At 55.0% G+C, this 22,858-nt stretch carries 22 protein-coding genes; 16 read left to right on the forward strand and 6 right to left on the reverse strand.

Translation table 11 applies throughout. The features are described 5' to 3' along the window. Window positions 1-22 precede the first annotated feature (22 nt). The 3 genes from EKL29_RS16305 to EKL29_RS16315 form a co-directional block, all read right to left on the reverse strand. The gene (locus EKL29_RS16305) at window positions 23-1,003 is read right to left on the reverse strand and encodes a VOC family protein (protein WP_126690204.1); all 981 of its coding nucleotides are present in this window, start codon (window positions 1,001-1,003) and stop codon (window positions 23-25) included. A 43-nt stretch (window positions 1,004-1,046) separates the two neighbouring features. After that, entirely contained in the window at window positions 1,047-2,426 is a 1,380-nt protein-coding gene (locus EKL29_RS16310; RefSeq protein WP_126690205.1) for an aromatic acid/H+ symport family MFS transporter, read from the reverse strand. A gap of 235 nt (window positions 2,427-2,661) precedes the next feature. Beyond that, window positions 2,662-3,891, reverse strand: coding sequence for a LysR family transcriptional regulator (locus EKL29_RS16315; protein WP_126690206.1), 1,230 nt, complete (start codon window positions 3,889-3,891; stop codon window positions 2,662-2,664). Window positions 3,892-4,017: 126 nt separating this feature from the next. Between EKL29_RS16315 and galB the strand changes: the two genes are divergently transcribed. The 5 genes from galB (at window position 4,018) to EKL29_RS16340 (ending at window position 8,776) form a co-directional block, all read left to right on the forward strand. After that, window positions 4,018-4,758 (forward strand): 4-oxalmesaconate hydratase, encoded by a 741-nt coding sequence (gene galB, locus EKL29_RS16320; RefSeq protein ID WP_120456577.1) that lies wholly within the window; start codon window positions 4,018-4,020, stop codon window positions 4,756-4,758. Next, on the forward strand, window positions 4,755-5,471 hold the full coding sequence (locus EKL29_RS16325; protein ID WP_120456133.1) for a 4-carboxy-4-hydroxy-2-oxoadipate aldolase/oxaloacetate decarboxylase: 717 nt from the start codon (window positions 4,755-4,757) through the stop codon (window positions 5,469-5,471). Before galB ends, EKL29_RS16325 begins: the two co-directional genes overlap by 4 nt. 2 nt (window positions 5,472-5,473) lie before the next feature. Then, window positions 5,474-6,571, forward strand: coding sequence for a 4-oxalomesaconate tautomerase (locus EKL29_RS16330; RefSeq protein ID WP_126690207.1), 1,098 nt, complete (start codon window positions 5,474-5,476; stop codon window positions 6,569-6,571). Further along, window positions 6,568-7,443, forward strand: coding sequence for a DUF1932 domain-containing protein (locus EKL29_RS16335; protein WP_126690208.1), 876 nt, complete (start codon window positions 6,568-6,570; stop codon window positions 7,441-7,443). Before EKL29_RS16330 ends, EKL29_RS16335 begins: the two co-directional genes overlap by 4 nt. A gap of 100 nt (window positions 7,444-7,543) precedes the next feature. Then, entirely contained in the window at window positions 7,544-8,776 is a 1,233-nt protein-coding gene (locus EKL29_RS16340) for an MFS transporter (RefSeq protein WP_126690209.1), read from the forward strand. Window positions 8,777-8,788: 12 nt separating this feature from the next. Here EKL29_RS16340 and EKL29_RS16345 read toward each other — a convergent pair whose 3' ends face one another. Beyond that, entirely contained in the window at window positions 8,789-9,685 is an 897-nt protein-coding gene (locus EKL29_RS16345) for an alpha/beta fold hydrolase (RefSeq protein WP_126690224.1), read from the reverse strand. A gap of 394 nt (window positions 9,686-10,079) precedes the next feature. Between EKL29_RS16345 and EKL29_RS16350 the strand changes: the two genes are divergently transcribed. The 3 genes from EKL29_RS16350 (at window position 10,080) to EKL29_RS16360 (ending at window position 13,636) form a co-directional block, all read left to right on the forward strand. Beyond that, window positions 10,080-11,327 carry an aromatic amino acid transporter gene (locus tag EKL29_RS16350; protein WP_126690210.1) on the forward strand — a complete coding sequence of 416 codons (1,248 nt, stop codon included), beginning with the start codon at window positions 10,080-10,082 and terminating at the stop codon, window positions 11,325-11,327. 467 nt (window positions 11,328-11,794) lie between these two features. Beyond that, on the forward strand, window positions 11,795-12,226 hold the full coding sequence (locus tag EKL29_RS16355) for a DUF2569 family protein (protein ID WP_126690211.1): 432 nt from the start codon (window positions 11,795-11,797) through the stop codon (window positions 12,224-12,226). A gap of 111 nt (window positions 12,227-12,337) precedes the next feature. Beyond that, window positions 12,338-13,636 (forward strand): colicin-like pore-forming protein, encoded by a 1,299-nt coding sequence (locus EKL29_RS16360; RefSeq protein WP_126690212.1) that lies wholly within the window; start codon window positions 12,338-12,340, stop codon window positions 13,634-13,636. A 23-nt stretch (window positions 13,637-13,659) separates the two neighbouring features. Here EKL29_RS16360 and EKL29_RS16365 read toward each other — a convergent pair whose 3' ends face one another. Further along, window positions 13,660-14,163 (reverse strand): hypothetical protein, encoded by a 504-nt coding sequence (locus tag EKL29_RS16365; protein ID WP_126690213.1) that lies wholly within the window; start codon window positions 14,161-14,163, stop codon window positions 13,660-13,662. Beyond that, entirely contained in the window at window positions 14,135-14,887 is a 753-nt protein-coding gene (locus tag EKL29_RS16370) for a FadR/GntR family transcriptional regulator (protein ID WP_120456148.1), read from the reverse strand. Before EKL29_RS16370 ends, EKL29_RS16365 begins: the two co-directional genes overlap by 29 nt. Window positions 14,888-15,081: 194 nt before the next feature. On the opposite strand from EKL29_RS16370, the gene EKL29_RS16375 reads away from it, so the two are divergent. The 8 genes from EKL29_RS16375 (at window position 15,082) to EKL29_RS16410 (ending at window position 22,540) form a co-directional block, all read left to right on the forward strand. After that, window positions 15,082-15,822: an SDR family oxidoreductase gene (locus tag EKL29_RS16375; protein ID WP_126690214.1), complete on the forward strand. Its 741-nt coding sequence runs from the start codon at window positions 15,082-15,084 to the stop codon at window positions 15,820-15,822. A gap of 13 nt (window positions 15,823-15,835) precedes the next feature. Further along, on the forward strand, window positions 15,836-16,684 hold the full coding sequence (locus tag EKL29_RS16380; RefSeq protein ID WP_120456152.1) for a fumarylacetoacetate hydrolase family protein: 849 nt from the start codon (window positions 15,836-15,838) through the stop codon (window positions 16,682-16,684). After that, complete coding sequence (locus tag EKL29_RS16385; protein ID WP_126690215.1) at window positions 16,681-17,967, forward strand: L-fuconate dehydratase; 1,287 nt, start codon at window positions 16,681-16,683, stop codon at window positions 17,965-17,967. Before EKL29_RS16380 ends, EKL29_RS16385 begins: the two co-directional genes overlap by 4 nt. A 1-nt stretch (window position 17,968) precedes the next feature. Further along, window positions 17,969-18,823 (forward strand): amidohydrolase, encoded by an 855-nt coding sequence (locus EKL29_RS16390; RefSeq protein ID WP_126690216.1) that lies wholly within the window; start codon window positions 17,969-17,971, stop codon window positions 18,821-18,823. After that, window positions 18,801-19,577 carry an SDR family oxidoreductase gene (locus EKL29_RS16395; RefSeq protein WP_126690217.1) on the forward strand — a complete coding sequence of 259 codons (777 nt, stop codon included), beginning with the start codon at window positions 18,801-18,803 and terminating at the stop codon, window positions 19,575-19,577. Before EKL29_RS16390 ends, EKL29_RS16395 begins: the two co-directional genes overlap by 23 nt. Next, the gene (locus EKL29_RS16400; protein WP_126690218.1) at window positions 19,574-19,924 is read left to right on the forward strand and encodes an L-rhamnose mutarotase; all 351 of its coding nucleotides are present in this window, start codon (window positions 19,574-19,576) and stop codon (window positions 19,922-19,924) included. Before EKL29_RS16395 ends, EKL29_RS16400 begins: the two co-directional genes overlap by 4 nt. A gap of 36 nt (window positions 19,925-19,960) precedes the next feature. Further along, window positions 19,961-21,187, forward strand: coding sequence for an L-fucose:H+ symporter permease (fucP, locus tag EKL29_RS16405; protein ID WP_120456161.1), 1,227 nt, complete (start codon window positions 19,961-19,963; stop codon window positions 21,185-21,187). Between the two features lie 489 nt (window positions 21,188-21,676). Continuing rightward, window positions 21,677-22,540, forward strand: coding sequence for an alpha/beta hydrolase (locus tag EKL29_RS16410; protein WP_126690219.1), 864 nt, complete (start codon window positions 21,677-21,679; stop codon window positions 22,538-22,540). Window positions 22,541-22,858: the final 318 nt, after the last annotated feature.

Genomic DNA, 22,858 nt, shown 5'->3' on the forward strand with positions numbered 1-22,858 from the left:
CAAAGACGGCCGGTTAACTGCGTTAATCCTTAAGCTGCTTCGGCGTCGGCGGCGTGCCGTGGGTATGGAAGGTTTCGATGGTTTTAAGGCCCCAGGCCTGTCCTTTTTTCCGTTCCGTCTCTGTCCAGATAATGGTTTGCCAGTCCGGCGCCAGGATCAGGCGGGCGCCGGAGTTCGCCAGCTCGATGCGGTTGCCGGCAGGCTCCCAGACGTAAAGGAAAAAAGTGCCCTGGATCGCGTGCTTATGCGGGCCTGTCTCGATGTGAATGCCATTCTCCAGGAAGATGTCCGCCGCACGCAGAATATCTTCCCGCGAGTCGGTGGCGTAGGTCACATGATGCAGACGCCCGTTGCCGCCGCCGTGCTCTTCGGTGCAGGCCAGATCGTAAGTTTTATTATTAATAGTGAACCAGCAACCGCCAATACGACCGTTATCCAGCTGTATCATCTCGGTTACCCGTGAGCCGAGGCAGGTCTCCATAAAGTTCTTAAACTCGCTTACGTCCGCCGCCAGCAGATTGAGGTGATCAAGGCGACGCGGGCAGGCACCACGCCCGTGATAGCGCTGCGCCAGGTTTTTCAGCGAAGGGCGCTCATTCTCTTCAGCCTGGTAGCGAACGGTGTCGTAATAGATTTCAAACACATGGCCAAAGGGATCGGCAAAGCGAAAAGCGCGCCCATGTCCGCGATCCTCATCCACCCAGCCCAGCACCTCATACTGGCTGGCCTCTATCGCCGCCACGCGTCGCATCAGCGCGGCTTCCGAACTGGCGCGATAAGCTATATGCCCCACGCCCGTCGTATCATGGCGGGTAAGCTTTAAGCTGTGGAATTCGTAATCATCCCAGGCGCGCAGCCATGCATGATTTTCATCCTGGGCCGAGATGGTAAGACCATAAACGTTAACGAAGAAATCGAGGCTCTCTTCGAATTTATCGCTATAAATCTCAACGTGAGCCAGATGGGCGATATCGAAACAGGGTTCCGCCATATGATTTGTCATAATAATATTCCTGTTAATGTATTCAGGCTGTGCAAGCCAGATTTCATCTGTTATTTAAAGTTTGTGACAGCGAAGGAATGTCATTTAAATCCGCTCCTTTAATTTTTAAAGAGAGCGCGACATTCCGGTGCAGCACGATACTTATCGCTGCGAATAGCGCAGGGGCGGCCAGAATATAGAAAATGGCCGACTGGGCTGGAAACGCCCCCATCAGCAGCCCGCCGACGGATGAGCTTAAAATCGCGCCGGTGCGGCCAATGCCATGCATCCAGCTCACGCCAGTTGCGCGAATTTCGGTGGGATAATAGGCGGGCGAGTAAACCTGCAAACCATTTTGCGCGCCGTTAATACACATGCCGATAACGAAGATAAACACGCCCAGAGCCACGCCGGAAAAGCCGAAGAGCCCTTGTGCCAGCAGGTAGAGGCTGCCCAGCAGGTAAACCACGCCGATAACATATCTGGCGTTAAGCTTATCCATCAGCGCGCCGACCATTATTCCTCCCAGCGGCCCGCCGAGCTGGAACAGACCCGCCAGAATGGCAGCCTGCTCCAGCGAGATGCCGCCGGAACGCATAATCGTAGGCAGCCAGCCGTTCAGCAGATAGATCACAAACAGCCCCATAAAGTAGGTTACCCACAAGATGATGGTGCCGCGGGCGAAACCATGCCGGAACAGCTGAGAAATGGTGCTGTTGCGGTTAATGCGCGGTGAATTAAGCACAAAGGACGCATCCTGAGTGAAGTGGCCGCCCATGCGGTTCAGAAGCGCGGCGATTTTCTTCCGCGGCGCCCTGCGCACCAGCAAATTAAACGCCGATTCAGGCAACAGCAGGCTCAGGAAGGGCAGCAGCACCAGCGGCACGGCGCCGCCAAAAATCAGTACGGCCGTCCAGTTGTAGTGGACCAGCAGCGCGGCGGCGATAAATCCGCCCAGCCCCGAGCCAATATTGAAACCGCTAAACATCAGCGTAATCATGACGCCCTTGCGGCGTTCGGGCATATATTCCGCCAGCAGCGTCACGCAGTTAGGCATAACGGCGCCTAGGCCAAGCCCGGCGACAAAGCGCATCAGCGCCATCTGCACGGGCGTTGTGGCGAAGGCGCACACCAGGCTGAAAACAGAGAACATCAGCACCGAGAGCAAAATAATCTTTTTACGGCCAAAGCGATCGGATAACGGCCCTGCGATAAGCGCGCCGATGGCGACGCCAAACATGGCCGCACCCAGGATCGGCCCCATAGCCGCGCGGGATATGTGCCACTCTTCAATAAGTGCAGGCGCGATAAATCCCATGACGGCCGCATCGTAGCCATCAAACATAATGATGATCAGACAGAGGATCAGTACGCGCCACTGAAAGGCTGAAATGGGTCGCGAATCAATCCAGGCCTTGATATCGACCAGCTTGTTTGTGTTCATGGTTAGCTCTCTTGTCAGGCACGGAGGGTCGTTTTTGTCGTAGTAAGAGTTTTAACAATCCAGTTACACGGTAAGCAGAGTGGCGCATGGTGTCTGTCAAAAAAGGCTTTTAGAGGTATGAGTTGCGTTTATATTGTGAGCGAGTTGGCATACTCCCGAACGCAAATAACGGCCCTGCAGATGCCGTAAGCGGGCCTGTAACGCAGGACGGAAGCGGGTAGCGTATGAATTTCGTTTAGGAAGCGTATGGCGCGGCTTCAGCGTTAATAGAGTCAATTAACGCCAGCGTAGCGGGAGAGTGAAGTGCGGTATGCCGCAGGGTGATGCCAATTTCACGTCGCGTGTCCGATAGCGGTAAAGTCAGCGGCAACAAAGCGCCGGCGCGCAATTCATATTCCAGCTGATGGCGAGAGACCGCCGCCACCATATCGGAATTCATCAGAAGCCCGCGCACTATCGCCAGATCGCCGCTCTCCACGACCGGCAGTGGAGCAGGCATTCCCAGCGTTCTGAAAGCGCGATCCAGCAAATGCCGCGCCGGCGTATTATCGCGCGGCAAGATCCACTGGGCGCTGGCAAGATCGTCAGGCGCCAGCGGTTTGCCCGCTAAAGGGTGCTGCGGCCGAACCACCAGCACTAACTCCTCGGTAAACAGCACCTGACTGGCGATATCGTTGACCTCCTCATCGTGGCGCAGCGCGCCCAGAATCAGATCCACCTCGCCGGCGCGTAATTCCGTGACAAGAGCGCTATAGGCGCTCTCGTTAGTAACCACCTTAACCGCCGGGTGCGTCGTCACAAGGCGCGCAATGGCGCGAGGCAAAATGGTACTGCGGCACAAGGGCAGTGCGCCCACGTTGACCGTGCCCTGCAATACGCCCGCCTGCGCCGCCAGATCTTCCGGTATGTGACGAATCTCATTCAGCGCGCGGCTGATATGCGGCGCCATTTCCCGCGCGGCTGCGGAGGGGATCATGCCTTTGGGCGAACGCTGGAACAGGGCGACGCCCGCGCCTTTCTCCAGCACTTTTAACGCGGCGCTGACGGCAGGCTGGCTGATATTCAACAGGCTGGCCACGCTCTGCGTATGGTGCAGATGGTAAAGCCGTAAAAAAATTTGCAGCCGCCTGACGTTAAACAGCCAGACGGGCTCGGCGTCATCACGCAGGCTTTCCCGCTGCTTAAACCGCGCCAGCAGGGCTGGGATCTGATTCAGCTCCTGAATGGCGCGCTGCGCGCGAGGCAACACGCATTTGCCATGCTCGGTTAATAGCATGCCGCTGGCGTGCCGCTCAAAAAGCGGGACGGCTAATGTGTGTTCCAGATCACGTATAGAACGCGTAATTGCAGACTGGGTCCGAAATAAATTTTCTGCAGCGCTGGAGACGGTACCCCTTTCGGCAACCATGCAAAGAGAGCGTAGCTGCATGATTTTAATATCATTATCTTCCTGTTTTCTTTTCATGATTACCTGGGGTTAAGACGGGATCGTAATCACAACATAAATAAAAATCATAGCTGACGCAATGAAAGGCATTATTCGCCTGAAAAGCCGCGTGCCAGGATGAAAAAAACGCAACAGCAGGGAAACATGATGGAAAACTCAGTGAAAAAAAGTGCCTTAGTGGTAAGTGCGCATTCTGCTGATTTTGTCTGGCGCGCGGGCGGGGCGATTGCCCTGCATCATTCTCGCGGTTATGACGTGCACGTAGTGTGCCTCTCCTTTGGCGAGCGCGGAGAGTCAGCGAAGTTATGGCGCAAAGGCGATATGACGGAGGAGAAAGTAAAGCAGCACCGTCGTACTGAAGCGGAAGCCGCGGCTAAGGTGCTGGGCGCCAGCATCGAATTTTTTGACTTAGGCGATTATCCGCTGCGTGCCGATAAAGAGACGCTGTTCCGCCTGGCGGATGTGTTTCGTCGCGTACAGCCGCACTTCGTGCTGACACACTCGGTTGCCGACCCCTACAACTACGATCACCCTCTGGCGGCCCACCTGACGCAGGAGGCGCGCATTATCGCCCAGGCTGAAGGCTATCGTCCGGGCGAACCCATCGTAGGCGCGCCGCCGGTTTACTGTTTTGAACCTCATCAGCCGGAACAGTGCCAGTGGAAGCCGGATGTGCTGCTCGATATTACGTCCGTCTGGGACAAAAAATATGAAGCCATTCAGTGCATGGCCGGTCAGGAACATCTGTGGGAATACTATACGCGCGTGGCGTTGCAGCGCGGCGTACAGGCGAAACGCAATACCGGCATCACTTCTACCCGCGTTATCACCCACGGCGAAGGGTATCAGAGTCTGTTCCCGCGCGTAACTGAGGATCTGGCATGAGTCTGGTGAATAAAAAGGGCGTCGTGGTTCGCCATATTGAGCGGGCCAGCAGCGAGTTAGTAAAACAGTTTGCCCGGTATGGCGTGGCGACGGTTCATGAAGCGCAGCAGCGTCAGGGGCTGCTCGACGTGCGGGTGCGGCCTGTTCAGCAGAACGTTACCGTTTCAGGTAGCGCCGTAACCGTACTGGTCTCTCCCGGCGACAACTGGATGTTTCATGTCGCGGTAGAGCAGTGCCAGCCCGGCGATCTGCTGCTCGTTGCCCCCACGTCTGATTGTTATGACGGCTTCTTTGGCGATCTGCTCGCAACCTCCTTAAAAGCGCGCGGCGTCGTGGCGCTGGTAGGGGATATCGGTATCCGCGACAGCCAGACGCTGCGTGAGATGAACTTTCCCGTCTGGTCACGCGCCGTCTATGCGCAGGGCACCGTTAAAGCGACGGTGGGCTCGGTGAATGTTCCGCTGATCTGCGCCGGCCAGCTGGTTTATCCGGGCGATATCGTCGTCGCGGATGACGATGGCGTCGTGATCGTGCCGCGCGCGGATGCCGCCGCGGTGGCGCAGGCTGCGGAGCAGCGCGTCGCTAATGAGGAGAGTAAGCGTGTGCGGCTGGCGGCTGGCGAGCTTGGCCTGGATATTTATCAGATGCGCGCGCAGCTGGCAGAAAAGGGGTTGCGCTACGTCGATTCTCTGGATGAGCTGCAGAAGAGTTGATCATGAAACAGACCCTTATTCCCTGCGTATTAATGCGTGGCGGCACCTCTAAAGCCGCCTGTTTTCTCGCCAGCGATCTGCCCGCCGAGGCGCCGCTGCGCGATGAGGTCTTACTGGCGGCGATGGGCTCGCCCGATCCGCGCCAGATTGACGGCCTGGGCGGCGCCGATCCGCTGACCAGTAAAGTCGCGATTATTTCATCTTCCGCACGCGCGGATGCTGATGTCGACTACCTGTTCGCCCAGGTCAACGTCGATAAAGCAGTGGTGGATTACGGGCAAAACTGCGGCAACATTCTTGCCGCCGTCGCGCCTTTCGCGGTGGAAAAGGGGTTGGTCAAGGTGCAGGGTGACGTCACGCGGGTGCGTATTTTTATGGTCAACACCGGTCAAATCGCAGAGGCGCGTATCGCCACGCCAGATGGTGCGGTTGAGTATCAGGGCGAGACGAAAATAGATGGCGTGCCCGGCTCTGCCGCCGAACAGGTATTGAACTTCCAGGATATTGCCGGTTCCACCTGCGGCGCGCTACTGCCCACCGGGAACGCACGCGACACCTTTGATAGCATTGAGGTGACCTGTATTGATAACGGCATGCCGGTGGTATTGCTGCGCGCCGCCGATCTGCAACGCAGCGGGCTGGAAACGCGCGAGCAGCTGGACAACGACGATGAGCTGAAAGCGCATCTGGAGTCGATTCGCCTGCAGGCGGGGCCACGTATGAACCTGGGGGATGTGGCGAAACGCACCGTACCGAAGATGACGCTGATCGCCGCGCCGGAAAAGGGCGGCGCACTCACCACCCGTACTTTTATTCCCCACCGCTGCCACGCTTCGATCGGGGTGTTAGGGGCGGTGAGCGTGGCGACAGCCTGCCTGATACCCGGTTCGGTAACAGAAGGGCTGGCGCAGGTCAGCGAGGCGCAGGAACAGCGTCTGGCGATAGAACATCCCGAAGGCGAATTCAGCGTGATGCTCACGCGGGATGAGGCGGGCAACGTGGTAAACAGTGGGCTGATTCGCACCGCCCGCCTGCTGTTTGACGGGCGTGTCGCGATCCCGGGTTCGCTTTGGTCGGGCAAACGGGGAGACGTGAAATGACGCGCATAGCAGTGATTGGCTTTGGCGAAGCAGGGCAAATTTACGCGCAGGAGCTGGCGCGCGCCGCAAATGTGCGCGTCTGGGATAAAAAGTTTCTTACTGAGCAAGGCGCGTCGTTACGCGCGATAGCGGAACAGGCTGCGGTTCAGCCAGCCAGCTCGATGGCGGATGCGCTGGAAGGGGCTGAATTTGTGCTGTCGCTGGTTACAGCAGGAAATGCCCTGGAGGTCGCCGCGCAGGCGGCGCCGCTGCTGGGTAGCGGACAGCTTTTTCTCGACTTCAACTCCGTTGCGCCTGAAACCAAGCGCGCGGCGGCGAAGGCGATAAAAAAGGGTGACGGAGACTATCTGGACGTTGCGGTAATGGCTCCCGTTCCGCCTAAACGTCTGCAGACGCCGCTGCTGACAGGCGGCGAAGCGGCGGCTCGCGCCGCAGTCGCCCTGTGCATGCTGGGCTGCAACGCACGCGCGGCCAGTAACAATATTGGGGACGTTTCGGCAATTAAGATGTGTCGCAGCGTGATGATAAAAGGTCTGGAGGCGCTCACCACCGAGTGCCTCAGCGCCGCACAGCACTATGGCGTGGAAGAGGCCGTTCTTGCTTCGCTGCATGCCAGCTTTCCATCGCTGGGATGGGACGATCAGCTGCCGCACTACCTTATCAGCCGGGTTGCGGAGCATGGCGTCAGACGCGCCGAAGAGATGGGGGAAGTGGTTAAAACGCTACAGGATGTCGGCGTCGCTGCGTTCATGAGCAAGGCAACGCAGCAGATACAGGCTGGTCTGCCAGCAACCATGGCTGAGCGCGGCGTGAGCTATCAGGAATTAACGCCTTTCGTCTGGCAGGAGACGATGGCGCGTCTCGCCAGATAAATTTCTTCACCTGACCAGAATAATTATTCCATGCATCTTATGGCCTCATCTTTTCTGAGAAGAGGCTTTTATTCTTTTTATTATAAACGGCAGGTGAATAATGAAAGCAGGATGGTACAGCGAATTAAATAAAGACGAAAAGAAAACCTGGTGGGCCTGTCTGGGTGGATTTACGCTGGATTCCATGGACAGCACCATTTATTCGCTGGTCATGCCGATATTATTAAGTCTGGCGATCCTGACTAAGTCGGAAGCGGGTATTTTAAGTTCAGCATCACTCATTGGCAGTGCGCTCGGCGGCTGGAGCGCGGGTATGCTTGCCGATCGCTGGGGACGTATACGCGTGATGCAGCTGACAGTGTTATGGGTAGCCTGCTTTACGGCGCTGACTGCGCTCTGCGGTGAATTCTGGCAGTTTTTGGCCGTCCGATTTCTGCAGGGGTTAGGCTATGGCGGGGAGGTGGTAGTCGGCGGCGTGTTGATCAGCGAAGTGATTCGCGCCAGCTATCGTGGCCGTGTCGGCGCTTCGATCCAGAGCGGCTATGCGCTTGGCTACGCGATATCGTTAGCGGTATTGCCGGTACTGCTTAATTTCTTTCCACAAGAGTTAGCCTGGAAGCTTTTTTTCCTTATCGGTATTATTCCGGCTGTGCTTGTCTGGTTTATTCGTCGTCTGGTTCCGGAATCGCCCGTTTTTACCCGCACCCGTGAAAACAGGCAAAAAAGCAAAATAGGCGACATCTTTCATCAAAAGCATCGGCGTATAACCGTGACGGCGACGCTGCTCGCCAGCGGCATATTCGGCGGCGCGTACATTATGATCACCTGGCTGCCTACCTATTTACGTATGGAGCTGGGATTGCCGGTGGTATCTATGTCCGGCTATTTAGCGATCAATATTATCGGATCGCTGGTAGGGCCTTTTATTTATGGCAGATTAAGCGATAACTTAGGGCGCTGGAAAACCATCATTCTTTTTCTGATGGGTCAAATCGTCGTAGTCAGCGTCTATATGTTTGCTGACATTAGCCTGAACATTACGCTGGCGCTGGGGTTTTTCCTGGGCGCGTTGCAGGGCGGGTTAGCTTCAGGTTTAACGCCCGCTTTCTCGGAGCTTTACCCTACCTCTATCCGCGGGAGCGGCGCAGGTTTCTGCGCCAGTTTTGGACGTGGATTCGGCTCGTTAATGCCTGCGCTGGTGGGCATCGCGTCCAGCCAGATCCACTTAGGCTATGCGATGGGCATACTGGCTATCACATCTTATGCCATCGGGATTATCGCGGCGCTCTGCCTGCCCAATGCCACCGGCGTCGATTTGGCAAAAATAGAGTAAAGGACGGACCCCCTATTGGGGGCTGCCTGTAAAGAAACGCGCTAATGCCTCCGCGACAGCTTCGGGTTTTTCCTCTGGCAGGAAGTGGCCGCACTCTTTAATGGTTTCTCCTGCGACATCGGCAGCATAAGCACGCAGCGCGGCGGACATATCAGGAATTGAACCTTGATCGGCGCTTAAGCCCAGTACCGGCATCATGAGTTTACCTTGTTGAGATAGCGCCCGGTTCTGCTCAGCGGATAAGGCCGCGGAGCGGTAAAACGCCAGGCCAGACCGCATGCCGCCGGGAGCGCCGTAGATCCTTAAGTATTCAGCGATTGCCTCCTCGCCGTAACAGGCGGGGCTGGCGGTTTTATTCCAGAAAAACCATTCAAGATAGGCTCTCTCTCGCCCTGCAAGCAGTATCTCAGGGAGATCCGGCACGGCGTGAAAAGAGAAGTGCCAGGTTTTCCAGGCGTTTCTGGAAGCGGTGGGCAGCATATCGGGAAGGGTAACGCCCGGGATGCCAGCATCCATTAATACCAGCGATGCGACTTCGTCAGCAAATAAGTGTGCATAGGGAAAGGCGACCCAGGCACCGACGTCATGAGCGGCAAGGCAATATCGCTTGACGCCAAGGTGATCCAGCAGATCGTGAACGCGGTGAGCGACGGTGTGCGTGTCGTAGCCGTCGAGCGGCCGATCGCTGTCTCCCTGGCCGGGTAAATCCAGCGCGATGATATGAAAGCGATCACCAAGCAGCGGCATAACGTGTCGCCAGGCATACCAGCTCTCTGGAAATCCCGCCACCAGAACCACGGTACTCCCTTCCTGCACGCCGCCCTCGACATAGTGAAAGCGCAAACCCTTAGCCGTGGCGAATTTATGGCTGAAACCTTCTGGCGGTGACGGCATAGTTCCATGAATCATAATCTTGTCCTTTAGGTAGAAAGAAAACGCGGTATCGCAACGCGCCGCTCGGGCGATCCAGGCGGGCGTCGCCAGGGTCTGCATCACGCGATAAAAATGAATGACACCTGCTCAGACCCGCACTGGCGGGGCCTGCGCGATGGCGGCATCGCCTCCCTGTTAAATTAGGAAACAATCATATCCTAATTGTGGCGCGCAGAATGCGTCAAGCTTCATATCCGCTTTTCTTCAAGAGGCGCAGGGATAAACACAACCGTTTAACCGGTGCGGCGTTGGGCGCGGCTGGCGATAACCATAGCGTTTGACGTGCCGGGACCGGTTGAGCCTGGACAGAACCACCCGCTAATGAGGTATGCTCTGCCATCGCTTTTTAGCCTTTTTATCGGAACACGTAATGACAGAAACAGCATTAGCACGGCGCCAGCCTTCAGTATTGTGGGGCGCTATGATTATCTGCGGAACGGTGGTAGGCGCAGGGATGTTTACGCTGCCGGTTGTGATGGCTGGTGCCTGGTTCGGCTGGTCGCTGTTTATCCTGCTGGTCAGTTGGGGATCGATGCTGCTGTCGGGGTTGATGTTTTTAAAGGCCAGTCGCTATTTCCCGACAGGTTCTGGCTACGATACGCTGACTCGCGCATTGTTAGGACGCGGCTGGGCCGCCATCAATGGCCTGAGCATTCTGTTTGTGCTGGGCATTCTGACATATGCCTATATTTCTGCGAGCGGGCCGGTCTATCAGCATTCCCTTAACAGCGCGGGCCTGCCGGTTTCAAACGCGGGCGCAAAAGTGATCCTGACGCTGTGCGTTGCCGTCGTCGTCTGGCTGGGAACGAAAGGGGTCAGCAGGATAATGACTTTTTGCGTGCTGGCCAAACTTCTGTTGCTGGTCTCCGTTTTTGGTGGATTGCTCACGCAGGTAAACCTGTTCACCCTTACCAATGCGGGTTCTGAGGCGCAGTCTTACTGGCCTTATGCATTAGGCGTGCTGCCATTCTGCCTCGCGTCGTTCGGTTATCATGGCAATATTACCGGCCTGATAACCTACTATGCTGGCGAAGAGAAGAAGGTCCGACGCGCTCTGGTATTCGGCACCCTGATGTCGCTGATTATTTACCTGTTCTGGATGACCGGTACGATGGGCAATCTGCCGCGCGCCTCGTTTCCCGCCGTTGTGGCGGCCGGGGGGGATATTGCCGCGCTGCTCGCGGCATTACGCGATCGTCTTCATGTGGGCGCGCTGACATTTATGATGACGCTTTTTTCACATTTCGCGGTTATCGCATCGTTTTTAGGGGTGACTGCCGGTCTTTTTGATTTTATAGCCGATCGCCTGAAGCTGGGTAACACGCCTCTGGCACGTTTTAAAGTTGCCTTGCTGACGTTTGTTCCCGCTCTGAGCGCCTCGCTATGGTTTCCGAACGGTTTTCTGGCTGCCATTGGCTTTGCCGGTCTTTTCGCCACGCTCTGGGCGGTTATCGTTCCGGCTTTGCTTTATATCAACGCGCAGAAGCGTTTCGCTGAGCAAAACGGCAGTGATAGCTTGAGATGCATTCTGCCAGGGATAGTCATCACCTTTGGAGTGTTAAATATCCTGGCCTGGACGCTGAGCTGGTTTAATTTACTGCCTGTTTTTCAGGGTTAGAGAAGAATGAACGCTAACAGCCTGTCTGTAAGAGGCAGGCTGTTAGTAAGGAAAGAATCCATATTTTGTTTAAAAATCGCTTAGCGTCAGATAACCCAAGGCCTTACAGGCAGATGCTTTATCCCTATTCTGAGGCCTGAAAAATACGTCTCTCTGTTTGCCTCCTGTATATGCTCTTGTGCTTCCGAAAACCCGTCGACCCTCTATGGTTTGCTTCTCTTTTGATACCAGAAGTTATATGTGAGCCTGCTTTACCTGGTTGATTTTTATATTTTTTCTGGAGAGTGGGGGACACATTCTAACATCGCAGGTTATTTTGAATTGATAATGATTATCATTATTATTTACAGGTGGCGACAGTTATGATATCTAAGTAACACTGCTTTATTTCAGTTTATAGGGTGAAAAACTCATATCAGGGCAATAAGTCACATGAAAAGGATACTGCCGAAACGAAGGAGATTCTGATGAAGAAAGAGAACGAAATAAATGGTTTTTTATACTTACCCGCAATTGGTCTTTTGTTGACGTGCATAGTGGGAACCTTCAATTTGTATAAAATAACCAAAATGCTTTATATGCAAATCAGTGAAGATAAACCTGTGGTGCTGTGGTTTTCAATTTATATGGTCATTGTCGGCATCATCTGTCAGTTATGGACCTATTACGCGACAATACTATTCTACTCTCAGAAGAAAGAAGCCATAAAAGCTATGATAATACTTTATATCCTGAACTTTATAAGCTACACACCGATGTTCCTTTATCTGCATTTTTCCAAAAATATCCCCATGAGTTTAAGAATGCAGTCAATCGTTATTGCAGGGGTCGTTGGCGTAGTAATCTGGATCCCTTATTTTATAAGGTCGCGTAAAGTAAAGGCAGTATTTTATAAGTAATTACGTAGGGTCAGCGCGTGGGAAGGGGGGTAACAATTCATCTCGAGTCGGATGTAGTCAAGAGGTTAACAATAATTCGATAACGTTAAAGAGAATGCTCTGTAAAATTGAGTGGAAATAAATATTGCGGAAAATAAATTAATGGGAGTGGTAAAGAAAAGTAAATATTCCATGATCTTAAAAGAATCAGGCTGCACTTTAAACTTAATCAAATACACAAAAATCCCAGTTAATTATCTGGAGGGGTATATGGCTAAAGTCGCTTATTATAAAGATGGGATACCTTACGAGGCATCTGGTCAGGTAATTATTACCATTACAAACGCGAAAACTTACAGTGACGGGGCTGGTGGCTATGAAGAAAATTATGGTATGGGCCTGGTGACGAAACCAAATTCTGTTTCAGTTACTATTGATCCATTGGCTTTGGCCGATAATGTGCCCGCTATTCACAGGCAAGAAATGTTGGCGCAGATGGAAGAAACAGACCAGCAGCAGAAGCATTTGGATCAGGCTTTACTTACCGCACAGCAAAATACTGCTCGTCTTGGAAGCGCGTATTTGTCCTTACTGAATGCGGGTCCCGCCGCCCGTGCACAGGCGCTGGTAGCCTATCAGAATGCAGTGGTAGCCGAACTGCAGGCTAAAATCGCCTCTGAACAATGTAGCCTGAAGTATATTGAGTTAGATATTATTATGCAGCAGGGCCGCCTGTGGTGGCCGTCAAGTGATGACGATGCAGCACAGGCGCAGGAGTATATTGATGCTCGGGCGATAGATAAGGCTAACGTCGAACAACTGATTCAGGCTGACCAACAAGGTCTTGCTGAGATGCAGGCCGCAATGAAATCAGTAGAGACGGTAACGGCGGAGATAGAGACTGCCGTGAAGTTTACTGCGGACTTCCTGGAAAAAGTGACTGATAAATTTGGTGAGAAAGCTGGGCAAAGCGCCCAGAAGCTTGCAGATAGCGCGCAGGGTAAAAAATTACGTAATGCTGACGAAGCACTTGCCGCGTTTAATAAGTATCAGGCAACTATCTATGCCAAATTTGGGGTTCAGGATCGCCAGGCTATGGCTAACGCGCTTGCAGCTTTGGATGCTAATGCTTTAGCCCGGAATCTCGCTCAGTACAGCAAAGCACTGAGTCGGGTGAGCTATGGAATCGATGGCTGGATTCTGGTCAGAGAATTGCAAAATTCGCTTAAGTCAGGAGACTATAAGCCGTTCTTTCTCAAAGTCGAAAGTATGGGGGCCGCTTATTTAGCCACGGAGCTAGTGGCCTGGGTATTTGCCGTTATGACAGGAACGGCTATCGGTATCCTGGGCTATGCATTACTGATGACCGTGGTGGGTGCGCTGATTAGCGACCAGCTTTTGGATAATATAATAACGACGCTATTTGGTTAATCCTGGGCTGTGACTGAGTAAGTTCAGCGTTTAATCATGCGCTGAACAAGCCAGCACAGACCGAGAGGTACGGCAAATATAAGTACAATAAATTCCACTCGCCTTCCCAGGTAGGTGGTGGGTTTCATCAGCGTCGGAAAGATGCGGTATATAAAATCAACGGCCATCGGGAAGAAAAGGGATGAGCAAAGGGCGAATGCAATAAAACTGGTCAGATAACTTACTTCCGCAGTATCATTATATGTAAGCCCTGTTAATACAAAAGACCAGAAAATAGCGCTGTATATAAAATACTTTATGTAAAAAAATTTATTCATCATGTAATAACCGATAAGAAATAAAATGGACATTACCATAATACTATTTTTCGGTACTGAAAATGGAGGCTGCCCGACAGGTTTGACCAGAAACATCACAGGCAGAACGGTTACGCTCCAGGCTGGCAAAGCCGGGCATGTCGTCCCGCCTGGCCCTGAATCTTTACTGCCGCAAGCAATCTCACTCCTGCACACGCTCAAAGGTGGCAATGACCCGATCGATATGTTGCTTCATCGCGACTCGCGCGGCTTTCCCGTCACGCTTTTCAAGCGCAGTGAGAATTGTCAGGTGCTCCGTTTCCGAAACAATCGGCATATCGCTCGGCGTATAGTGCGCCTGGAGCATACGGAACATACTGCCATAGCGATGCCCAAGCAGATGACCGATGATAAAACCATAGGCCGGATTGCCGCTCGCCTGGGCAATGCGAATATGAAATAAGCGGTCGCCGGGATGGGTGCGTGACTGCGCGCGGTTATCTTCGCAGTTTTGCAAATAGGCTGCGCGGATCAGCGCCAGCTCCTCGTCGCTGGCATGTACGGCGGCAAGCGCAGCGGCCTCCGGCTCAATCAGGCGTCGCGCCTGCAACAGCGAAAAGGGCGGCAGTTCGGTGGAGAAATCCAGGTTAATCCCCAGTTCATCGTCCGGCTCGATCCACTGATCGCGCCCGGCCTGTATCATCACGGGTTCCTGCGTACTCGAACGTGCTTTTACAATCACGCCATTGCCGACTTTCACATCCACCAGCCCAATCACTTCCAGTGCGATTAACGCTTCACGTACCGATGCGCGACTCACCTGTAGCTGCTCGGCCAGCTCCCGCTCCGCTGGCAGGCGGCTGCCGGGAGGAAATTCATTATTGTCGATAAGCTTGATTAGCTGGTCAGCTATCTGTCTGTAAAGCCTTGGGTTTTCCATCTTTTTTATCGGCATGGCACTGCTACCTGTCTAAATAAATTAAGTGACCAGATGCACAAATAATCGTCAGGGCACTTGTCAATGTTACGCAAATGTCAATAAAACGTAATGCGTCAGCGAAAAAGTAGCCAGCGATATTTGCTAACCCGGAAGGGCAAAATTCACTCTTAATGGCCTGACCATTAGATCTTTGGACCAGAGGAAATGCAATGAATTTACACGGAAAACGCATATTAATCACCGCCGCCGGGCAGGGTATCGGGCTGGCCAGCGCGCGTTACTTCGCTGAGCAGGGCGCGGACGTTATCGCCAGCGATATCAACCTCGCCGCGCTGCAGGGGTTGCCCGGTATTCGCGCTTACCTGCTGGATGTCACCGATCGTCAGGCGATTAACGCGGCGGCGCAGGAGCTTGGCACCCTCGACGTGCTGTTTAACTGCACAGGCGTGGTACACAGCGGCAGCCTGCTGGCGTGCAGCGAACAGGAGTGGCAGTTCGCGCTTGATCTGAACGTCACAGCGATGTTTCACATGATCCAGGCGTTTCTCCCCGCGATGCTTAAACAGCAAAAGGGCTCGATTATTAACATGTCATCGGTGGCATCAAGCGTGAAAGGCGTGGCTAATCGCTTTGCCTATAGCGCGACCAAAGCGGCGGTGATTGGCCTGACGCGCTCGGTGGCAGCGGATTACATCGGCGACGGCATCCGCTGCAACGCTATTTGTCCCGGCACGGTGGATTCGCCGTCGCTGCGCCAGCGCATCGCCGCGCAGGCGCAGGCGGAAGGAAGAGCGGAAGCGGAAGTTTATGACGCCTTTGTCGCGCGTCAGCCTATTGGCCGTATCGGCACGGCAGAGGAGATCGCGTATCTGGCGGCCTATCTGGCTTCCGATGCCAGCGCCTATACCACCGGTACCGCGCAGATTATTGATGGCGGCTGGAGCAACTAACAGGAGTGGAACAATGAAATTATTACGTGTGGGCGAACCGGGTAAAGAGCGTCCGGCAATGCTGGATGAGCAGGGTGAGTTGCGCGATCTGTCGCATTACATTGATGACATCGCAGGCGATGCGCTGCTGCCGGACTCGCTCGACAGGCTGCGTCAGCTGCCGCTCAGCGAGCTGCCCAAAATCAGCGGGCAGCCGCGCACTGGCGCCTGCGTCGGGCGTATCGGCAAGTTTATCTGTATCGGACTGAACTATGCCGATCACGCTGCGGAGACCGGCGCAGAGATCCCGCAAGAGCCGGTAGTGTTCGGCAAATGGACCAGCGCGGTGGTCGGGCCAAACGATGCGGTGCGCATTCCACGCGGCTCGGTAAAAACCGACTGGGAGGTGGAGCTGGGCGTGGTGATCGGCAAAGGCGGCAGCTATATCGCGGAAGAGGATGCGCTGTCGCATGTTGCAGGCTACTGCGTGGTCAACGACGTCTCAGAACGGGAATATCAGATCGAACGCGGCGGCACCTGGGACAAAGGCAAAGGCTGCGACACCTTTGGCCCCATCGGCCCCTGGCTGGTGACCGCCGATGAAATCGCCGATCCGCAGCAGCTCGATCTCTGGCTGGAGGTAGACGGCAAGCGCTATCAGAACGGCAACACCCGCACCATGATCTTTTCGGTGGCGCATATCATCAGCTATCTCAGCCGGTTTATGAGCCTGCAGCCGGGCGACGTTATCTCTACCGGCACGCCGCCGGGCGTCGGCATGGGGCAGAAACCGCCGGTCTACCTGCGTCCGGGACAGGTCATCAGGTTAGGGATCGCCGGACTGGGCGAACAGCGTCAGATCACCGAGGGCAGCGAAGAATGACCAGACTGACCGCACTGCGCGTTGAGGATATCCGCTTTCCCACGTCCGAGCATCTTGACGGTTCGGATGCAATGAATCCCGACCCTGATTACTCTGCCGCTTACGTCATTATCGAAACCGATAACGCGGCGATCAGCGGTCACGGGCTGACCTTTACCATTGGGCGCGGCAATGAAATTTGCTGTGCGGCGATCCGCGCGCTGGAACATCTGATCGTCGGTCGTGAGCTGGAGTCCATTACCGCCGATATGGGGCAGTTCTGGCGCGACATAACCAGCGACAGCCAGCTGCGCTGGATCGGCCCGGATAAAGGCGCCATTCATCTGGCGACCGGCGCGGTAGTTAACGCAGTATGGGATCTCTGGGCGAAATCGGAAGAGAAGCCGCTGTGGCGACTGGTGGCCGATATGTCGCCGCAGGCGCTGGTACGCTGCATCGATTTCCGCTATCTCACCGACTGCATCACGCCGGACGAGGCGCTCGCCTTGCTGACGGCACAGCAGGCGGGCAAAGCGGAGCGCATCCGCCAGCTTGAGCAGCAGGGTTATCCCTGCTACACCACCTCGGCGGGCTGGCTCGGCTATGACGACGATAAACTGCGCCGACTCTGCCAGCAGGCAGTCGATGCCGGGTTCTCCCACATCAAGCTGAAAGTCGGACGCGACCTTGAAGACGATATCCGTCGCGTGCGTATTGCGCGCGAGGTGCTGGGGCCGGATCGCCAGTTGATGATTGACGCCAACCAGGTATGGGAAGTGAATGAGGCAATAGACTGGGTTCAGCAGCTGGCGTTCGCGCGCCCCTGGTTTATTGAGGAGCCGACAAGCCCGGACGATATCGAAGGGCATCGCAAAATTCGCCAGGGCGTAGCGCCAGTTAAGGTCGCAACCGGCGAGATGTGCCAGAACCGCATCATCTTCAAGCAGCTGATTATGCGTGAAGCGATCGATGTAGTGCAGATAGACGCCTGCCGCCTCGGCGGCGTTAACGAAGTGCTGGCGGTGATGTTAATGGCGGCAAAATATCAGCTGCCGGTATGCCCGCATGCTGGCGGCGTGGGACTGTGCGAATACGTCCAGCACCTGTCGATGATCGACTTTGTCTGCATAGCCGGCAGCCATGAAGGCCGGGTCATCGAGTATGTCGATCATCTGCACGAACACTTTCTGCATCCCTGCGAAATCCGCGGTGCCAGCTATATGCCGCCGACCGCGCCCGGCTTCTCCATTGAGATGTATCCCGCTTCACGCGAGAAATACCGCTATCGCGCGCAGGGAGGTTGAAGTGCGAATCGACGCTCATCAGCATTTCTGGCGCTACGACGCGGTGGACTATCCGTGGATCGCTGAGTCCATGACGCGTCTGCAACGGGATTATTTACCGGACGACCTTGCGCCGCTGCTGGCGCAACGGCAGCTGCAGGGCTCGATTGCGGTGCAGGCACGACAGTGCGTGGCGGAGACGCAGCAGCTGTTGCAGTGGGCGCAGCAGCAACCGGCGACGCAGGTGGTTGGCTGGATCGACATCACCGCGGCGGATCTGACGAAGCAGCTGGCTGCATTACAGCATCCGCTGCTGCGCGGTTTCCGTCATCAGGTGCAGGATGAGCGCGATCCCGCCGCATGGCTACGGCAACCGCGCGTGGCGGATGGTATCCGTCAGCTGCAGCAGCGGGACTACGTGTGGGAAATGCTGGTGACCTGGCGTCATCTGGCGGACGCCACCCGATTCGCCGCGCAGCACGATCGCCACTGGCTGGTGCTCGATCACCTTGGTAAACCCGATATTGCGCGCGGCGCGCAGGCCTGGGGCGAACAGGTAGCGGAACTGGCTGCGATGCCGCACGTGGTATGCAAACTCTCTGGGCTGGTGACCGAAGCGCCGCACGGGCAGTGGAGCAGCGCGCAGCTGCGGCCCTTTATCAGCGAAGCGCTGGCGCGTTTCGGCCCGCAACGCCTGATGTTTGGTTCTGACTGGCCGGTCTGCCTGCTGGCAGCGGAGTATCACGCGGTAGCAGAGTTGATTGATGAAGCGACAGCTGAGCTGTCCACCAACGAACAGGCCGCTATCTGGGGCAATACGGCCGCGCAGGTATATGGCCTGACAGGAGAGAATAATGAATCTGTTTTTGCAGGATAAAGTAGTGATCGTCACCGGGGGCGGGTCGGGCATCGGCGCCGCTATCTCCCGTCTGCTGGCGGAAGAGGGCGCGATCCCCGCCATCGTCACCAATGCGCAGCCGGAAGAGATGTGGCTGGCCAGCCTGCGTGAACTGCAGCCGCAAACCGAAGTGTCGATGGCCGACCTTTGCGACGAGCAGAACTGTCAGCGCGCGGTTGAGGCGGTGCTGCAACAGTTCGGGCGCATCGACGGGCTGGTGAACAACGCTGGCGTCAACGATGGCGTCGGGCTGGAAGCGGGACGCAGCGCTTTCGTCGCTTCGCTGGAAAAGAACCTGCTGCACTATTACCAGATGGCGCACTTTTGCCAGGGCGCGCTGGAAAAAAGCCGCGGAGCAATCGTTAATATCGCCTCAAAAACCGCGCTAAGTGGGCAGGGCGGCACCAGCGGTTACTGCGCGGCGAAAGGGGCAATTCTGGCGCTGACGCGGGAGTGGGCAGTGTCGCTGCGGAGCAGCGGGGTGCGGGTGAACGCTGTGGTGCCCGCCGAAGTGATGACGCCGCTCTATGAACGCTGGATTGGCACCTTCGCCGATCCCGAGGGCGAACTGGCGAAAATCACCCAGCGTATTCCGCTCGGCCAGCGCATGACCACGCCGGAGGAGATCGCCAATACCGCGGTCTTTTTGCTGTCGCAGCGCGCTTCACACACTACCGGCGAATGGCTGAGCGTCGATGGCGGCTATCTGCATCTCGATCGGGCGCTGTTATGAGCGGCGCAACAGCGCGCTACTGTCTGGCGCTGGATCTGGTGGATGAGCCGGACAAGATCGGCGAATACCAGCGCCTGCATCAGCGCATCTGGCCGGAAGTAGCGGACCATCTGCGCCAGCACGGCATCGTCAATATGGAGATCTACCGGCTGGGTACCCGACTTTTTATGCTAATGGAGGTGAACGATCGGTTTAACGCGCAGGATTTTGCTCAGGCATCTGAACAAAATCCGCATATTCAGCGCTGGGAAGCGCTGATGTGGCAATTCCAGCAGCCAACGCCCTGGACGCCCGCAGGGGAAAAATGGGTGGCGATGGCGCGAATATTCTCTTTGCAGGACCAATAACAACACTTACCGACTGTACGCTACGAGGATATAACCATGTCAACACAACGCGTCGAGACGCCAGAAAATATTGGCGTCGGGGGTTCTATTAGCCTGCGCTGGGCGTTCATGCTGATCACCACCCTGTTTTTTATGTGGGGCGTGTCATACGGCCTGCTGGATGTTTTAAATAAACACTTTCAGGAAACGTTAAACGTCACCAAAGCCCAGTCAGGATTACTGCAGGCGGCCTATTTTGGGGCCTATTTTATTGTGGCGCTGCCGGCGGGCTATTTTATGCGCCGTCACGGCTACAAGGCGGGGATCCTTGCGGGGTTATCGCTGTACGCCATTGGCGCGCTGCTGTTTGTACCGGCGGCGATGGTCAATAATTTCTCGGTATTTCTGTTTGCGCTGTTCGTGCTGGCCTGCGGCCTTGGCTGCCTTGAAACTGCCGCTAACCCCTATGCCACCGTGCTGGGCGATGCAAATGGCGCGGAGCGCCGTCTCAACCTGGCGCAATCCTTTAACGGGCTGGGACAGTTTGTCGGACCGATGATTGGCGGCTCGCTGTTCTTTACGCACGCCAGCCAGGATGCTGCGCAGGATAGCGTCAAAATGACCTATGTGGTGATTGCGTTTGTGGTCATCGCTATTGCGCTGCTATTTAAACGTACCGCCTTGCCAGATATTCGTGAGGCCGCCAGTGAACATGCGCAGCAGCCCGGCGCTACCTTATGGCAGCAAAAACATTTTGTCGGCGGCGTGATTGCGCAGTTCTTTTATGTTGCCGCGCAGGTTGGGGTGGGCGCCTTCTTTATTAACTACGCCACCGAGCACTGGCACGGCGTGACCAACCAGAGCGCCTCTTATATGCTTTCGGTCGCGATGATCTGCTTTATGCTTGGCCGCTTCTTTTCTACCTGGCTGATGGGCAGGGTTAAACCAGCAGCGATGCTGGCAGCCTATGCGCTGATTAATATCGTGCTGTGTGCCACGGTGATGCTCGGCGCAGGCGACGTTTCAGTTGTTGCGCTGATCGCCATCTTCTTCTTTATGTCCACCATGTTCCCGACCATCTTTGCTATGGGCGTGAAAAATCTCGGTCCAGCCACTAAACAGGCTAGCTCGTTTATGATCATGGCGATTGTTGGCGGCGCGATTATGCCTTATTTCATGGGGCTGATTTCCGACCATGTCAGTACCGCCGTGGCTTACGGTTTGCCGCTGCTCTGCTTTGCCGTTGTGCTGGCTTATGCGCTCAGGCAGCGGAGACATTCATAATAAAGAGGGCATCGCGTTGAGTGTGGTAGCGATGGTGTAAGGCGAAAGGGGTGATCCAGCGGGTCGCCCCTTTAACGTTTTTCAGCCCGACGGGCGTGCAGAGCGAAAGAAATCTACAGAAGCATACGGGCACGCAATCTTGAACATGGCCCACGAAATTGGTCGTCACTGCCGTTACGCTCGCTTCTCTTTTATTCGCTGCTGATTAACTTTTTAGCTAGCGCTGTTGCGTTCGCGAAACAGAGTTTACAGCGGAACGACAGGTTATAAATTGAACAGTCGCTCGCAGCCTGTTGCTGGCGTGGCCTGCAGCAAACTATCCACAGCTTTACGCGCCGGATGTGCAGCGAAGATGTGGATAAGGATTCTCAGGCCTCGTAGGGGAAACTCCTGGATGTGCGGCTACCTTTTCCTTTTCTCACCGGGCTGGAAAGGGTTGATACCGGGAAGGCAGCTATAATTTTACTGAGCAACCGGCGGGAGAAACTTATGTTTGAGGGGTTTACGCACACCAAAATCAGCGTGTCAGAAGCAGAGCTTAATGTTCGTTATGGCGGTAAGGGGCCTCCGGTTCTGCTATTGCACGGACATCCGCGTACGCATGCAACCTGGTCAAAAGTGGCCCCCGAGCTTGCCAAATCTTTTACGGTGGTATGCCCCGATCTGCGTGGTTTCGGTTGCTCATCAAAGCCCGCCGATCAGCCCCATCATGCTGGTTCGTCTAAAAGAGCTAAGGCGAAAGATTGTGTAGAACTGATGAGCCAGCTGGGTTTCGAACAGTTTGCGCTGGCTGGACACGACAGAGGAAGTTACACAGCTTACAGAGCTGCTCTGGACTACCCGGACCGCATTACACATCTTGCCGTACTCGATTGCATTCCAATACTTGAAGCGCTCAACCGATGTAATGAGAAATTTGCCAGACAGTGGTATCACTGGTTTTTCTTTGCTCAACCAGAAAAACCAGAACGAGCCATTCTGGCTGACCCGGATAAATGGTATGGCGGCCAGCCAGAATCCATGGGAGATGAAGAGTACGTTGAATTCAGGCGAGCCATACACGATCCGGAGACTGTCCACGGCATGATCGAAGATTATCGCGCTGGTTTAAGTATAGATAAGGAGCATGAGCTTCAGGATCGCCAGCTCGGTCGGATGATTGAATGTCCCACGCTCTGCCTGTGGTCAAAATATGATGATCTGGAAGATATATACGGCGATGTATTAAGTATCTGGAAAAGCTGGGCAACAAATCTCCAGGGTAAAGCGATAAACAGCGGTCATCATATGGCTGAAGAAGCACCGGAAGAAGTTGCAGCGGAACTCCGGCATTTTCTTTTACAACACGCTTAGCCGTTCACCTTATTTAGTCACGCACCTGCATTCAGGTGCGTTCGTGCCTGGCCTGCAGTTAACCCCATGCCAGCGTTACACGTTAACTATGCGTGATAAGCGGACACTCTCTTTCGGGAGAGGAACCCCTTGCTTAATGAAGCTCTGCTAAAAAAGCACGAAATTGATATGATATCGGTTCGGGAAAAGCTGGGGGAAAATATGGCATCCTAAGCCATATAAAACAGCCTTCATGAAAGGCTGAATCGCCACGGGTTTAACAGACACCTCAGAGTCATTTAAGATGGCTTAAAGAGAGGTGCCCATGAGCGGTAAGCG

This window comes from Pantoea sp. YU22 (assembly GCF_003970755.1).
GTDB lineage: Bacteria > Pseudomonadota > Gammaproteobacteria > Enterobacterales > Enterobacteriaceae > Pantoea > Pantoea piersonii.

Bases quoted from the DNA above. Each gene is read 5' to 3' on its own strand.
- EKL29_RS16350 (WP_126690210.1), top strand. From the start codon at position 10,080: ATGACAGAAACAGCATTAGCACGGCGCCAGCCTTCAGTATTGTGGGGC.
- EKL29_RS16400 (WP_126690218.1), top strand. From the start codon at position 19,574: ATGAGCGGCGCAACAGCGCGCTACTGTCTGGCGCTGGATCTGGTGGAT.
- EKL29_RS16345 (WP_126690224.1), bottom strand. From the start codon at position 9,685: ATGATTCATGGAACTATGCCGTCACCGCCAGAAGGTTTCAGCCATAAA.
- EKL29_RS16355 (WP_126690211.1), top strand. From the start codon at position 11,795: ATGAAGAAAGAGAACGAAATAAATGGTTTTTTATACTTACCCGCAATT.
- EKL29_RS16370 (WP_120456148.1), bottom strand. From the start codon at position 14,887: ATGCCGATAAAAAAGATGGAAAACCCAAGGCTTTACAGACAGATAGCT.
- EKL29_RS16380 (WP_120456152.1), top strand. From the start codon at position 15,836: ATGAAATTATTACGTGTGGGCGAACCGGGTAAAGAGCGTCCGGCAATG.
- galB (WP_120456577.1), top strand. From the start codon at position 4,018: ATGATGGAAAACTCAGTGAAAAAAAGTGCCTTAGTGGTAAGTGCGCAT.
- EKL29_RS16310 (WP_126690205.1), bottom strand. From the start codon at position 2,426: ATGAACACAAACAAGCTGGTCGATATCAAGGCCTGGATTGATTCGCGA.
- EKL29_RS16395 (WP_126690217.1), top strand. From the start codon at position 18,801: ATGAATCTGTTTTTGCAGGATAAAGTAGTGATCGTCACCGGGGGCGGG.
- EKL29_RS16385 (WP_126690215.1), top strand. From the start codon at position 16,681: ATGACCAGACTGACCGCACTGCGCGTTGAGGATATCCGCTTTCCCACG.
- EKL29_RS16410 (WP_126690219.1), top strand. From the start codon at position 21,677: ATGTTTGAGGGGTTTACGCACACCAAAATCAGCGTGTCAGAAGCAGAG.
- EKL29_RS16305 (WP_126690204.1), bottom strand. From the start codon at position 1,003: ATGACAAATCATATGGCGGAACCCTGTTTCGATATCGCCCATCTGGCT.
- EKL29_RS16335 (WP_126690208.1), top strand. From the start codon at position 6,568: ATGACGCGCATAGCAGTGATTGGCTTTGGCGAAGCAGGGCAAATTTAC.
- EKL29_RS16315 (WP_126690206.1), bottom strand. From the start codon at position 3,891: ATGAAAAGAAAACAGGAAGATAATGATATTAAAATCATGCAGCTACGC.
- fucP (WP_120456161.1), top strand. From the start codon at position 19,961: ATGTCAACACAACGCGTCGAGACGCCAGAAAATATTGGCGTCGGGGGT.
- EKL29_RS16330 (WP_126690207.1), top strand. From the start codon at position 5,474: ATGAAACAGACCCTTATTCCCTGCGTATTAATGCGTGGCGGCACCTCT.
- EKL29_RS16375 (WP_126690214.1), top strand. From the start codon at position 15,082: ATGAATTTACACGGAAAACGCATATTAATCACCGCCGCCGGGCAGGGT.
- EKL29_RS16325 (WP_120456133.1), top strand. From the start codon at position 4,755: ATGAGTCTGGTGAATAAAAAGGGCGTCGTGGTTCGCCATATTGAGCGG.
- EKL29_RS16340 (WP_126690209.1), top strand. From the start codon at position 7,544: ATGAAAGCAGGATGGTACAGCGAATTAAATAAAGACGAAAAGAAAACC.